At 58.8% G+C, this 14156-nt stretch carries 10 protein-coding genes and 2 pseudogenes; 7 read left to right on the top strand and 5 right to left on the bottom strand.

What is annotated here, in order from left to right; all coding sequences use genetic code 11:
- Nucleotides 1–11: 11 nt before the first annotated feature.
- On the bottom strand, nt 12–1385 hold the full coding sequence (lpdA, locus tag G7066_RS07380) for a dihydrolipoyl dehydrogenase (protein ID WP_166330115.1): 1374 nt from the start codon (nt 1383–1385) through the stop codon (nt 12–14).
- Nucleotides 1386–1604: 219 nt separating this feature from the next.
- Between lpdA and G7066_RS07375 the strand changes: the two genes are divergently transcribed.
- The gene (locus G7066_RS07375; protein ID WP_205881553.1) at nt 1605–2540 is read left to right on the top strand and encodes a proteasome assembly chaperone family protein; all 936 of its coding nucleotides are present in this window, start codon (nt 1605–1607) and stop codon (nt 2538–2540) included.
- Nucleotides 2541–2791: 251 nt separating this feature from the next.
- A pseudogene (locus G7066_RS07370) lies at nt 2792–4065 on the top strand (RNA polymerase sigma factor).
- 75 nt (nt 4066–4140) lie between these two features.
- On the opposite strand, the gene G7066_RS07365 reads toward G7066_RS07370, so the two are convergent.
- Nucleotides 4141–4368, bottom strand: coding sequence for a DUF7455 domain-containing protein (locus G7066_RS07365; protein WP_205881552.1), 228 nt, complete (start codon nt 4366–4368; stop codon nt 4141–4143).
- Nucleotides 4369–4563: 195 nt separating this feature from the next.
- On the opposite strand from G7066_RS07365, the gene G7066_RS07360 reads away from it, so the two are divergent.
- Nucleotides 4564–6684 carry a DNA gyrase/topoisomerase IV subunit B gene (locus G7066_RS07360; RefSeq protein ID WP_166330113.1) on the top strand — a complete coding sequence of 707 codons (2121 nt, stop codon included), beginning with the start codon at nt 4564–4566 and terminating at the stop codon, nt 6682–6684.
- Between the two features lie 105 nt (nt 6685–6789).
- Here G7066_RS07360 and G7066_RS07355 read toward each other — a convergent pair.
- A pseudogene (locus tag G7066_RS07355) lies at nt 6790–9167 on the bottom strand (DNA gyrase/topoisomerase IV subunit A).
- A gap of 139 nt (nt 9168–9306) precedes the next feature.
- Between G7066_RS07355 and G7066_RS07350 the strand changes: the two are divergent.
- Nucleotides 9307–10563: an alkaline phosphatase family protein gene (locus G7066_RS07350; RefSeq protein WP_166330111.1), complete on the top strand. Its 1257-nt coding sequence runs from the start codon at nt 9307–9309 to the stop codon at nt 10561–10563.
- On the opposite strand, the gene sepH is transcribed toward G7066_RS07350, so the two are convergent.
- Nucleotides 10560–11774, bottom strand: coding sequence for a septation protein SepH (gene sepH, locus G7066_RS07345; protein ID WP_166330109.1), 1215 nt, complete (start codon nt 11772–11774; stop codon nt 10560–10562). The genes G7066_RS07350 and sepH overlap by 4 nt on opposite strands.
- Before the next feature lie 209 nt (nt 11775–11983).
- On the opposite strand from sepH, the gene G7066_RS07340 reads away from it, so the two are divergent.
- On the top strand, nt 11984–12274 hold the full coding sequence (locus tag G7066_RS07340; protein WP_166330107.1) for a DUF4193 domain-containing protein: 291 nt from the start codon (nt 11984–11986) through the stop codon (nt 12272–12274).
- Between the two features lie 114 nt (nt 12275–12388).
- Here the strand turns inward: G7066_RS07340 and G7066_RS07335 are convergent, their stop codons facing one another.
- On the bottom strand, nt 12389–12850 hold the full coding sequence (locus tag G7066_RS07335; protein WP_166330105.1) for a DUF3093 domain-containing protein: 462 nt from the start codon (nt 12848–12850) through the stop codon (nt 12389–12391).
- Nucleotides 12851–12939: 89 nt separating this feature from the next.
- Here G7066_RS07335 and dut point away from each other — a divergent pair, with 89 nt between their 5' ends.
- Together dut and G7066_RS07325 are read left to right on the top strand one after the other, a co-directional pair.
- Nucleotides 12940–13377: a dUTP diphosphatase gene (dut, locus tag G7066_RS07330; protein ID WP_205881551.1), complete on the top strand. Its 438-nt coding sequence runs from the start codon at nt 12940–12942 to the stop codon at nt 13375–13377.
- Between the two features lie 67 nt (nt 13378–13444).
- A complete protein-coding gene (locus tag G7066_RS07325; RefSeq protein WP_244303367.1) occupies nt 13445–14155 on the top strand; it encodes a DUF3710 domain-containing protein in 711 nt (236 codons plus the stop codon).
- The last annotated feature ends 1 nt before the right edge of the window (nt 14156 follow it).

Genomic DNA, 14156 nt, shown 5'->3' with positions numbered 1-14156 from the left:
GTTCGCAGCGACTAGATCGCGTGCAGTGGCTTGCCGGCGAGCTTCAACATTGTCTCGCCGATGGTTTCGTTCTGGGTGGGGTGGCCGTGAATAAACGGTGCCACGTCTTCTGGACAGGCTTCCCAGTTCACGATGAGCTGCGCTTCACCAACGAGCTCACCAACACGCGCTCCGATCATGTGCACACCGACCACGGGGCCGTCTACTACACGAACAGCTTTGACGGTGCCCGCAGTGCCCAGGATCGAGCTCTTTGCATTGCCCGCCAGGTTGTACTCGTAGCTGGCGATCTTGTCTGCACCGTACTGTTCTTTCGCTTTCGCCTCGGTCAGGCCGACCGAGGCGATCTCGGGATCACAGTAGGTCACCTTTGGGATGTTGACGTCAGAGATGACTACCGGGGCAAGGCCCGCAATCTCTTCGGCCACGAAGATGCCCTGCTGGTAGCCCCGGTGAGCAAGCTGCAGGCCGGGAACAATGTCGCCAACCGCGTAAACGCCTGGAACGTTGGTCGCGAGACGCTCGTTTGTCAGAACGAATCCACGATCCATTGCGATGCCAACCTCTTCGTAACCGAGGTTCTGAGTAACCGGGCCGCGACCCACAGCAACCAAGAGGTAATCAGCAGCAATAGTGGTGCCGTCTTCGAGTGTGACTGTGACGCCCTCGGCGTCTTGTGCCACAGACTTGAAGCGAACGCCGAGCTTAAAGTCGATACCGCGACGGCGGAACGCGCGCTCGAGTTGCTTTGAAACAGACTCTTCTTCGTTCGGAACCAGGTGAGGGAGTCCCTCAACGATAGTGACCTCAGCGCCAAAGGAACGCCACACGCTCGCGAACTCAACACCAATCACCCCGCCGCCGAGGATCACAACACGCTTAGGCACCTCGTGCAGCTCAAGCGCCTGCTCGCTGGTAATGACACGACCCTCGATATCAAGCCCCGGAAGTGAGCGTGAGTATGATCCCGTCGCGAGGACAACGTTCTTGCCCGTGATGCGGTCGCCTGCGACCTCGACGGTATTTGCCGAGACCAGGCGACCCTCGCCAGCAATCACGGTGATTCCGTTGGCCTTCAGCAGGCCCTGCAGGCCCTTAAACTTGCCCGCCACAAGATTCTCGCGGTAGGCATTTACACGGGCCATATCGATACCCGCAACACTGGTAAGAACCCCATAGGTCTCACCTTCACGCGCGACATCTGCAACCTCTGCCGAGTGCAAAAGCGCCTTGGTGGGAACGCATCCTCGATGCAAACATGTCCCGCCGAGCTTGTCTTTCTCAATGACAGCTGCACTGAAACCCAGCTGCGTGGCACGGATGGCTGCGGCATAACCCGCGCTGCCTCCGCCCAGGACGACGACATCAAACTGCTGATCGGCCAAGTGGGATCTCCCTCGGATTGTTCGCGTTAATTTGGGCGGTCCCTATTGAGCGGCTCGCACCGCTTGGTTCACACGTTGTACACGGTCACCGGACACACTGAGTAAAGCCTACACCTGAGTGATCCTCGGCATAGTGGGTCTGGGCCCGGGGTGTCAGGGTTCGCTAACGGCGTGACGAATCCGCGGCGCAGTTATAGTCCACATTCATAGGATGGGAGTGTGACCGATTCCATTTTCTCAGCCGACTATGCCGAGCGACGCGCACAAGTGCCGCGAGGTTTGCCTCTCATTGTCGCAATGCAGGGTCTCAGCGATGCTGGCGGCGCGGTCTCCCAGCTTGAGGAGCACATGTGGGAGCAGTACGAGCCGGAAGAACTTCTCCGGTTTAATGCAGATCTACTGCTTGACTACCGTTCCAGGCGCCCGATCATTACTTTTGAAGAGGACCACCTGACTGACTACCAGCCAGAAGAGCTGTCCCTCACTCTGGTGCATGACGAACTAGGGAAGCCCTTCTTGTTGCTCAGCGGATTCGAACCCGATTTCAGGTGGGAGCAGTTCATCGACACTGTGCTCATGCTGGTGCACGAGTTTGAGGTGTCAACAACGGTGTGGACTCACGCGATTCCGATGCCAGTTCCACATACCCGCCCCATGACCACCACCATCAGCGGATCACGCGATGACCTCATCGAAGCTCGATCCGTTTGGCGCCCGACAACCAAGCTGTCCGCTTCTGCGGCGCACGTCCTTGAATATCGATTGCATTCTCTTGGTGAAGAGGTTGTTGGGATCGCGCTCCTTGTGCCGCACTACCTTGCAAACACTGAGTACCCCGAGGCACTTCTCGTTTCACTCAATGGCATTATGGCCGCCACCGGTTTGATCCTCTCGACTGACCGGGTCAGAGATGCGTCGCGCGAGTTTCACCAGAAAGTCAACAATCAGATTGCCGAGAACGAAGAGTCGCTCGAGATGGTTCACACGCTCGAGCAGCGCTACGACGCCTACATGGAAGACCAAACCACGCAGTCGCCGCTCGTTCGTGAGGACGGCACGATTCCGACAGCCGACCAGATCGCGAGCGAACTTGAGCGGTTCCTTGCTGAACAGCACCCGCGCCCGGGCGACGACAGCGACTCGCCGAACAAATAGGCCGATAACCTAGCAGTACAACGGATTTCGGACAAGCCCCTCCGCCAAATGGTAATTCTGAGGGGAACTCCGTGCAATAATTGAGGCTCAACCCATTCAATTCGGATGCCATTCTCTCTCGTGGGAATAAATCCGAGCTTGACATGGGTTTTAGCTGTGTGAGCGCTAATCTGTCAGAAAGCAGGTGGCGCGCGAGGATTCACACGACAAGCAAGATTCACAGCAAGAATCCGAAGAAAGAAGGGGTCTGCGTGGCAACTGTATCCGCGACCAAAGCTCGAGCAAAGGCTTCGAAGGCCACGGAAGAGGTACCCGAAGAGCAGGGAACCGAAGCGGCCGTTGACGCGCCCGCCAAGAAGGCCCCGCCAAGAAGGCAGCGGCAAAAGCAGCTCCAGCGAAGAAGGCAGTGGCAAAGACGCCCGCCACTCGTAAGAGTACTGAGAAGAAGGCCGCTGAAGAAGAGCCGGAAGACATTGTCGACGATATTGATGTCGAGGACGAGGCCGCGGAGACAGAGAAATCTGCAGCTCCTGCAGAGCCGCTGCCCACCGGGGCAATCGTCCTGAAGGCATCTGACGAAGAAGATGTTCCCACAGTAACCACACTTATTCCGGGAGCTACGGCCGATCCGGTCAAGGATTACCTGAAGCAGATCGGTAAAGTTGCGCTACTCAACGCTGCCGAGGAGGTCGAGCTTGCGATGCGCATCGAAGCCGGCCTGTTTGCCGAGGAAAAGCTCGCGACCGAGCAGGGCCTGCCCAAGAAGCTTGAGCGCGAACTCAAGTGGGTCGCTCGCGACGGCCAGCGCGCAAAGAGCCACCTGCTCGGAGCCAACTTGCGCCTTGTAGTGTCGCTTGCCAAGCGTTACACCGGTCGTGGCATGCAATTCTTGGATCTCATTCAAGAGGGCAACCTCGGCCTGATCCGCGCAGTTGAGAAATTCGACTACACCAAGGGGTTCAAGTTCTCGACCTACGCCACGTGGTGGATCCGCCAGGCCATCACTCGCGCCATGGCTGACCAGGCGCGCACGATCCGCATTCCGGTTCACATGGTTGAGGTCATTAACAAGCTTGCACGTGTGCAGCGCCAGATGCTGCAGGATCTCGGACGCGAACCAACTCCTGAGGAGCTGAGCCGCGAGCTCGACATGACTCCTGAGAAGGTTGTCGAAGTTCAGAAATACGGGCGCGAGCCAATTTCGCTGCACACCCCGCTGGGTGAAGACGGTGATAGCGAGTTCGGTGACCTGATTGAGGACACCGAGGCAGTGGTTCCCGCCGACGCGGTTGGCTTCACGATGCTGCAGCAGCAGCTCGAGCAGTTGCTCGATTCACTCTCAGAGCGTGAAGCTGGCGTGATCCGCATGCGCTTTGGGCTGGGCGACGGCATGCCGAAGACTCTTGACCAAATTGGCGACACCTTCGGGGTCACCCGCGAGCGCATCCGCCAGATTGAGTCGAAGACCATGGCGAAGCTGCGTCACCCATCGCGCAGCCAGCAGCTGCGCGACTACCTCGAGTAGACAGCATAAGGAAAGGCCCCGGGAATGATCCCGGGGCCTTTCCTCGTTGGTGAGGTTCATCTATGCGATCGAGACTCACGCGGTCAGCTTATGACTTTCGTCGTGCCACACCTCAGCGATCGGGCGCAGCTTAGCTTCGTGCTTGTGAGCGTGGTGTGCACAGAACAGGAGCTCGCTGCCGTTCAGTATGGCGCGAACATATGCTTGGGCTCCACAACTGTCGCAGCGGTCGAGTCCATTAAGTGGACGATTTGCTGATTCAATGGTGGTGGCGTTAATGGTGTCGTGCTCGAGCGTTGTCATGATAACCTCCCGTTCTCCTTTTGATTACCCCAATCAAAGCACGTCTGACTTGAAAAGAGATTGCGATACGGTTGCGGTTCGCTCACCGCGTAGCTTTGCCCTGTGGGGTTGCGCACTCGCCGAGAGCATGGCGATACTCTGTCGGTGGTCTGCTCTACAGTAAGTTGAGTTAGCAAGCAGTAGGAGATCTCAGTAGTGGCAGAGTCATCGCGAGCAACCAAACCGGTCGAGTCAAATTACTCCGCGCGCCATCTCACCGTCCTTGAAGGGCTTGAGGCGGTTCGAAAGCGTCCGGGCATGTACATTGGCACGACCGATTCTCGGGGCCTCATGCACTGTCTCTGGGAGATCATCGATAACTCTGTTGATGAAGCGCTAGCCGGGTACGGCAACGACATCCGCATCACCCTGCACGAAGACGGCAGCGTGACGGTGTCCGACAATGGCCGTGGCGTTCCCGTAGACATCGAACCTAAGAGCGGGTTGTCGGGCGTCGAGCTGGTGTATACAAAGCTGCATGCTGGCGGCAAGTTTGGTGGCGGTGGCTATGCTTCTTCGGGTGGCCTCCACGGTGTCGGTGCTTCGGTTGTCAACGCCCTCTCGTCGCGTCTTGATGTTGAGGTGGATCGCGACGGCAAAACCTGGGCTATGTCGTTCAGGCACGGGGAGCCGGGTGTGTTCGCTGGAGACGGGCCCGACAGCCCCTTCACGCCGTTTGAGAATGCTTCAGAGCTTCGTGTTGTGGGCAAGGTCAAGAAAGACGTCACTGGCACAAGGGTGCGTTACTGGGCCGATCCTCAAATCTTCCTCTCGACCGCCCGGTTTGAGCCGGATTCCCTCGTAGCGCGCGCAAGACAGACCGCCTTCCTTGTGCCGAACCTCGCAATCGAGATCACTGATCAACGCCCCGAATCACAGGATGAATCCGGTGTGGCTCCGGTGCACCGCTTCCAGTACGAGGGTGGGCTCTCAGAGTTCGTTGATTTCCTCGCAGTCGATGCGCCCATCACCGATACCTGGCGGGTCACAGACTCGGGCACCTTCACAGAGACCGTGCCGGTCATGGACGAGGCATCCGGCAGCCTGGTTTCTCGCGAGATCGAGCGCCGCTGTGAGGTTGATGTTGCTCTGCGCTGGGGCACGGGGTACGACATCGAGGTGCAGAGTTTTGTCAACATTATTGCCACCCCCAAGGGTGGCACGCACCTCGCCGGCTTTGAACAGGGACTGACCCGTTTCTTTCGAAAGCAGATTGAAGCGAACGCTCGCAAGCTCAAGGCGGGCACCGACAAGCCAGACAAAGACGATATCTTGACCGGTCTCACCGCCATCGTGTCGGTGCGTGTGCCAGAGCCCCAGTTCGAGGGCCAGACCAAAGAGGTGCTCGGCACCGCTGCGGTGCGTTCCATCGTCTCAAAGGCGATCGTGAAGGGCATGACGGAGCGCTACGAGTCCACGAAGAAATCCGACAAGACTCAGACCGCCGCACTGCTCGAAAAAATGGTGTCTGAGATGAAGTCTCGGATCGCGCTACGCGCGCAGCGCGACACCGCTCGTCGCAAGAGCTCGCTTGAGAGTTCGTCACTCCCGGCTAAGCTGATCGACTGCCGTTCAAAAGAAGTCGCTGACACCGAACTCTTTATTGTGGAGGGCGACAGTGCACTCGGCACCGCACGCCCCGCCCGGGATAGCGAGTTTCAGGCACTTCTGCCGATTCGAGGAAAGATCCTCAACGTGCAGAAGGCATCGGTTGCCGAGATGCTCGGTAACGCTGAGTGCGGTGCCATTATCAAAGTCATCGGGGCAGGATCGGGCCGCGACTTCGATATTGATTCGGCTCGATACGGCAAGGTCATCCTGATGAGTGATGCTGACGTTGACGGCGCGCATATTCGCACCCTGCTACTCACCCTGTTCTTTCGATACATGCGGCCCATGCTTGAGGCCGGGCGTGTCTACGCCGCGGTGCCGCCACTGCATCGTGTGATCGTGCAGAACGCTGGGCGAAAGCCGAACGATGTCATCTACACCTACAGTGAGCGCGAACTACAAACGCTGCTCAGCGATCTGAAGCGTCGCAATAAGAAATATCAGGAGCCAATCCAGCGCTACAAGGGTCTCGGTGAGATGGATGCGGATCAGCTCGCGGAGACCACCATGGATCGTGAGCACCGCGCGCTTCGGCGAGTTCGCTTGGAAGACGCGCACGCGGCTGCTCAAATGTTCGAGCTGCTCATGGGCAACGACGTTGCCCCGCGAAAGGAGTTCATCGTCGAGAACGCTGATGACCTCGATCGCGAGCGCATCGACGCCTAGCGGGAGCTTCCCAAACGGTGCGCAACCGATTTGAGTGTAGCCATGTTGCTAGTTGAACTTAGTACAACTAGCAACATGGCTACATCGGTTTACAGGTAGTTCGAGCTACGGAGCCTGGCCCACAAACGCGGCGGCACCGTCGATGGGCTGCCCCGATCCGTCTCGCTTGCCGAGTTCGGTCGGCAGCTTGCGCGCCGCACCGTCGGAGGCAAGTGCGCGTGGCTCTCCAGTGCCCACCCATGCGCAGGCGATCTGGTCTTCCCACTTGAGGAAGCGCTGGGCACGCACACCGCCGGTCGCGCGGCCCTTAGCGGGGATTTCGGCCCAGTCTGTGATCTTGGCCGTCGCAACATCGGTGCCGGGAAGGGTGATCGAGCTGTCTGCAACAGTAACGACCCGAGCCTCAGCGCCCTGGGGAACAGCAGAGGCAAACACGACATGAGCCTCGGTACCGAGCTTCATGCCGGCCATGCCACCTGCTGGTCGGCCCTGCGGGCGCACTGACGCGGTGGGGAAGCGCAGTAATTGCGCATCGCTCGCCACAACGGCGAACTCTGACCCATCGGGTGCGGGGAACGCCGAGACCAACTGGTCTCCGGTTTTCAGCGAGATGACCTCAAACTCGGGTCGAGCAGGTAGCTCGGTGAGCACAACGCGCTTGACAGTGCCCTGAAGCGTGAAAAGCCCTATCGGAGTCTCCGTGTCAAGCGGCACAAGGCCCACCACGCGCAACTTTTTATCGGCCACGCTCATGTAGTCGAGAAGCTTAACACCGGCCGAGAACGCGATGCTCGCACTCGGCACAAGCGGCAGATCCACCGGAGTGAAGCGGTGGAGCGTGCCGTCAGAGAGCACGGCTCCAAGCTCGCCCCGAACAGTGCCGTCAACCGAAGACATCACCGCGCCGTGTTTTGTTGCCCGTGAAGTTGCGCGTGGTGACTCAAGCGCGTCGGGTTCCCGGTCTAAACGCAGCGCACGCCCCGTTGCAGAGAGCAGAACTGTGCAGGGAGTGTCCGCCACCTGCAGGGCCGCAGAGCTCGCAGCAGAGCGTGTGGGACGGATGACCGCTCCGGTCAGCACCGTGCGTCGGGGAGTACCAAACGCCTCGGCAGCTTGATCCATCTCGTTCGACACTACAGCGCGCAATTTCTCATCGCTGCCGAGAATCTCAAGCAAGGCCTCAATCTCGCGTTTCAGCTCATCCCGCTCGCTCTCAAGCTCAACACGCGAGAACTTTGTGAGGCGACGGAGGCGCAACTCAAGAATGTATTCGGCCTGCAGTTCTGAGAGATCGAAGACCTGCATGAGCCGAGACCGGGCACCCTCAGCATCTTCGCTTGTGCGAATCAGTTGGATAACCTCGTCGATATCGAGAATCGCGATGAGCAATCCCTCGACCAGGTGCATGCGCTCACGCCGCTTCCGCAGGCGGAACTCGGAGCGACGCTTGATAACCAGAATGCGGTGATCAATAAACACACGCAGCATCTCGCGCAGGCCAAGGGTCTGTGGCTGGCCGTTGACAAGCGCCACCGAGTTTATGCTGAACGAGTCTTCGAGCGGCGTATAGCGGTACAGCTGTTCAAGAACAGCTTCGGGGAGAAGCCCGTCTTCAGGGTGATAACAAGCCGCATGCCGTTTTTTCGGTCGGTGAGGTCGGCAACGTCAGAGATGCCCGAGAGCTTCTTAGCGTCGACACCCTGTTTGATCTTTTCAATGACCCGCTCGGGGCCAACGAGGTGCGGCAACTCGGTCACCACAAGCCCAGTACGGCGGGGACTCAACTGTTCAATAGAAACCTTGGCGCGTGTGCGAAACGCGCCGCGACCACTGCGATATGCGTCTTTGACACCGTCGAGCCCAACAATGATTCCGCCACCCGGCAAATCTGGGCCGGGGATAAATTCCATCAACTCATCGACGGTGGCGTCGGGGTGGTACAGAAGGTGTTTTGCACCATCAACAACCTCGATGAGGTTGTGAGGTGCAAGGTTTGTTGCCATGCCGACGGCAATACCGCTCGCACCGTTAACGAGCAGATTGGGCACCGCAGACGGCAGCACATCAGGCTGCATGATTTGGTTGTCGTAGTTCGGCACAAAATCGACAACGTCTTCATCGAGAGATTCGGTCATCGCGAGCGCGGCACCGGCGAGTCGCGCCTCGGTGTACCTGGATGCGGCCGGCCCATCGTCTAGCGAACCGAAGTTGCCGTGGCCGTCAACGAGCGGCAATCGCATCGCGAAGCCCTGGGCCAAACGAACGAGAGCATCGTAGATCGACGAGTCGCCGTGTGGGTGCAGCTTGCCCATCACCTCACCAACAACACGGGCTGATTTCACGTGGCCTTTTTCAGGGCGCAACCCCATGTCTTGCATCATGAATAGAATGCGGCGCTGGACTGGCTTCAGTCCGTCACGAGCATCGGGCAGGGCGCGCGAGTAAATGACAGAGTAGGCATACTCAAGAAATGAACCCTCCATCTCTTTCGAGATGTCGATGTCTTCAATGCGCTCGCCCGCAGCTTCGTGGGCTAATTGTGAAAGGAGTGCTGAGCTCTCGGCGGAGGATTCTGCAGAGCCGTCAGCGGGGCCACTTGGTGCGTCGGTCATAATGGTTTTTATGCTACCTACTGCCACCGACAACGGTGCGAGGCTTGCCGCAATTCTGCCAACCGGGATCGCGGCGGTCGCTCACGGACTGGGCCGAGATCCAAGATCCTCACTCGATGCAACTATGGGAGCGACTCTCAACGGTGGCGAACCAGCCGGCTCGGCAAGTATGTTGGCAAATTTGCCGCAGATCCGTTCGCTTGTGATGGTCGTTGTTGACGGCCTTGGCTATGCCAACCTCAAGGCAAGGTTTGGGCATGCGCCAACGCTCGCACGGTTGCCCCAGCGCCGCATTGAGACGGTCACCCCTTCAACAACCGGAGCAGCACTCACGACCATCACGACGGGCCGACTGCCGGGCGCACACGGATTAGTGGGTTATCGCATCAGACACCCACAATTAGGCATTGTCTCGACGCTCAAGGAGTGGAATGGCATTGAGGATCGGCGATCCTGGCAGCTTGCCACACCACTATTTGCGGCGGTTCGCGACCTCGGTGCACGCCCCGTTGCAATCGGGCGCCCAGCCCACGCTGAGGGGGGACTCACAGAAGCGATCCTTACCGGCGCTGATTACCAGGCAGGGCAACACATCGAAGATCGCTTTGCTGTCACTTCAACCCTGGTACGCGGGCAAGATCCGGTCGTCGTTTATCTCTACATTGACGAACTCGACAAGGCCGCGCACGATCAAGGGTGGCAAAGTGGCGCCTGGGTTCGCCGCTTGGAACAGTTTGACTCTGCTCTCGATGGCTTCATGCGTGGTCTTCCCAGCGGTGTCGGAGTCGTCATCACGGCGGATCACGGCATCGTCGACGTCGAACCGCACCAGCAAATTTTGCTCGATTCGGATCCCGAACGGTTCAAAGACGTCACCGAGGTCGGGGGAGAGCCGCGCTTCCGTTCCCTGTACCTGCGCGAGGGCACGGACCCCAAATCTGTCGCCAGACAGTTTCAAGAAACGGAGAGAGGCCGAGCCTGGGTCGCTACTCGCGATGAGGCCATCGCTTCTGGGGCGTTTGGTTCGGTGGCAACCGGCGTGGCGGATCGCCTTGGTGACGTCATCATCGCTGCTCGCAAGCAGGTAGCCTACTACTGCAGTCATGACGATCCACGCGCCCGCGCCATGGTTGGTCAACATGGTTCACTGAGCGAAGACGAGCGCGGTGTGCCCCTCATTCTTGGCGGGGCACTGGCCGGCAGTGGATTCGCGAACGTTGTCACTGAGGTGGCGCGCTCACGAATCCCTCTCCCTGAAACGGTCTAGGCAGGATCCTCGTCGCTGCGTGTTCCGAAGAGGATGTCATCCCAGCTCGGAATCGAAGCACGTCCCTTACGAGGAGACTTCTCAGGGTCAAGCTTGGGCTCGACCTTGTCGGCATCCAACGACGGCGCATTTACGACGGGCTTGAGCTTCGGCGGTGCGCTGGCAGAGGAGGGTGCTGGGCTAGTGGCGGGTTGTCCAGTGACCCCTGCTGCCCCCCAGATGCTGCGAGGAGGCGTGGCAACGGACTCATCCGCTGCTGGAGGATCAGCAGCGGGTTGCACCGGCTGAGCGTCTTCGGCTTTGACATCGTTCTTGCGGGCGCTCTGCTCACGTTCACCGCGTCGTTTGCGAAGCGCATCAAGAAGGTCAGCGGTCTGGCTCAGGTCGACCTCTTCGCTATCGTCTGTCTTAATCGCACGGTGGTCAATTTCCTTTCGACGCGCGTATTCAGCGTTGGCATCCGCGAGCGAGGGAGCGGCTTCTTCAACCGTCGCGCCCCTCTCGGGCGCTTCGTCGGCGATCGCTGGTTGCTCAGCAGTCTGCAGCTCATCACGGTCGGTATCGGTGATCGGAAGTTGCGAGTGGTCAAAGGCATCAGAATCAAATCTGCCGGTCTTCTCTTCACTGTCAACGGCGCGCAGCTTCGGAATCAACCGGTCTCCAACCTCGCCCTGCTTCGAGAGATTGACAGCATCGGAGTTGACCGGCGCCAGGGTTCCCTTGCGATGCGCAAACGCCCAAATTGCGCGGTGTGAAACCTCGTGGGAGACAAAGTCAAGACCGATCATCCAACCGGTCTCATCGTCTTTCCAGGAGCTCCATTCACTGTCGTCGACACCAAGACCGATGAGTCGCTCTGCGATAACGCTGCCGAAGTGCTGGTCGGAATCATCATTCACGTCTGTCCGCACCGGGACAGCCTGTGCAAGTTCTAAAATGTACCGGCGCTCAGCAAGAACCGGCTCTTCGAAGCGCTCAACATCTGCTTCTTCAAGCCCGGTTTCTTCGGCAACCTGAGCACGCGACTTTCCAGCGCGGATCAGCGCCTGTATCTCCCTCGGTCGAACCTTTCCGGCCTGTCGATCCCGCTTCGCGAGATGCCTGAGTTCGCTCAGCACTGTGTCGTCGACGACAAGGCGGAATTCTTCATCAGCCCCGTTTACAACAATTAGAGCCTGATCTTCACGTCGCACAAAGCGCAATTCGTCCATTGGCGGCATCCCTTCACAGTTCGCGACCAAGGGTGACACAGGCTAGGGAGTTTAGCTCGCATTGACGTGGGCGCGTGGCAAAGTCGTGCGGACCTGATTTTGCGCTGAGAGAAATTGAGCAACAGAGTTTGCGTAAAGGCAGCAAGTTAGGGCAGACTATGGCCGCTCGCAGGTTGATGTGTTCAAGCGACACGGGAATGCAGGAGAAGATGGCAACAGATTATGACGCCCCGCGTAAGTCCGAAGAAGAAGCGGAGTCAATTGAGGCTCTGAAGGAGCGCGGCTCCGCAAAGGGTGGCTCCGCGATTGATTCTGAGGATGCGGATAACCCGAGTTTTGATCTCGGTGGTTCTGATCTGTCAGATGTAGAACTCGACGTTGTGGTGCTGCCGCAGCAGGATGACGAGTTCACCTGTGTGAGCTGCTTCTTGGTGCGACACCGCTCGCAGCTGGATCATCAGACCGATCTTGGTCCGGTTTGCGCAGAATGTTCGGTATAAAACGCGCCAGCGTTTTATCGCATTCTGCGCTGGCGCCACTGCGCCAGGAATGTTCGGTATAAAACGCGCCAGCGTTTTATCGCGTTGCTGGCGCAATCGCGCCAGCAACGCTTTTTAAGCCCGTTTTGCTGCTTCGATCGCTAGCGCAAGCTGCTCGGGGTGGCGGCTAGTGAGCACCCACTGGGGTGCGGGATCCACCGGGTCGATGTTTTCGATTCTCACGCCGCGATGGATCCACCCTCGAACCAACAGATAACTACGGGCATCTGTTCCAGGGCCGATCGCGCGACGAAGCGCGTCAGATCCGAGCAGTTCGACTTCGCCAAGTTGGTCCACCGGGATCTCTGCACGGCCCGCGGTAAGCCTGCCATCACGCACATACAGACTCGGGCTCAGCACCAAGAAACTGCCGGCTATCAGCACGTACATTGCCACTCCGGTTGGAATCGCAAGCTGAGGGCTAATCGGCGTCATGACAAGCGCGACCGCAGGGATGAGTAGGAGCAGAGCGAGAAACAAGCTCGGTCCAGGCAAAAGTCGTTCTCGGTAGTCCTGGGGAGGTGCTTCAACTGTCATGGCTCCATTATCCCTCTCCCGAGATTTACATTTCGTCAATGCCCCACAGCCAGTGTGTTGAGAGCGCTTCAATCCGGTAGCCTGTCCGGGTGACCGATGTCGTAGAGATTCCAATTCGAGCCGAAATTCCGCCAAGCTATGCGCACGAGGGTGACGCAGGTGCAGATCTACGCGCTTCCGAAGCAGTGCAGCTGCAGCCTGGTCAGCGTGCCCTAGTGGGAACGGGCGTTTCCATCGCGCTGCCTGACGGCTACGCCGCTTTTGTGGTGCCGCGTAGTGGCCTCGCCGCCAAGCACGGCATCACGGTGGTGAACTCGCCCGGAACCGTGGACGCCGGTTATCGCGGTGAGATCAAGGTGACGCTGCTCAACACCGACACGGAACATACCTTTGCGGTTGAAATCGGGGATCGCATCGCCCAGATGATTGTGATGCCGGTTTCTCGAGCGGTGTTTATCCCGGTCGACGAACTCTCTGAGAGTGTGCGGGGTGCAAACGGCTTCGGATCCACTGGGATCAGCAGCTAGCTTCTGCGCGAAATCTTCGACACAATTTAGGAAAGCCCGAAGGGCACAAGCAAGGAGATTCTCAGCCATGAGCAGAGAAATGAAAAACGCCAAGGCATCTGAAACCGCCACCCCTCGGTCTGATTCTGAGAACACGGAATCGGCCGACGCGGTTGAGCTTCACGAAAACGCCGAAGCAAACACCGTAGAAGTAGATGACTCAAAGTCAGCACCCGAGGATCGCGCGGCCAACGGCCCCTTCGACGTGTCGGAGGTGCCCGCAATGCGCCCCTACGTCGACCTCGGTGGCATTAAGGTTGCACCCCGCGAGGGCCTGCAGCTTCGCCTTGAGGTAGACGAGCGAGCCAATCGCGTCGCTGCCGTGTCGCTCGACTACGAAGACTCGCTCCTGCAGGTACAGGCGTTTTCTGCGCCGAAATCTTCGGGACTGTGGGGCGAAGTTCGAGCCGAACTCATCCAGCAGATGACCGCGCAGGGAGCCGAAGTCTCTGAAGAAGAGGGTCTGCTTGGCCCCGAGGTTATTGTCAACACTCCAGTGCCTGCAGACCAGGGTGGTGGGACACGTCTAGCGCGCTTCCTCGCTGTCGACGGACCTCGCTGGATGCTTCGTGGAGTCATCATGGGCAAGGCTGCTACCGACGTCGCAACTCGCGAACTTGTGATTGATCTCTTCCGTGAGCTTGTAGTCGTCCGCGGTGACCAGCCAATGCCCCCCAGCGAACTCATTCCGCTGCGCGTTCCCGCTGGTGTGCAGGCAGACACACCGAGCGAGGGCTAAG

Source organism: Leucobacter coleopterorum, assembly GCF_011382985.1.
GTDB classification, from domain to species: Bacteria; Actinomycetota; Actinomycetes; order Actinomycetales; family Microbacteriaceae; genus Leucobacter; species Leucobacter coleopterorum.
This window is presented reverse-complemented; position numbering and strand designations above follow the sequence as displayed.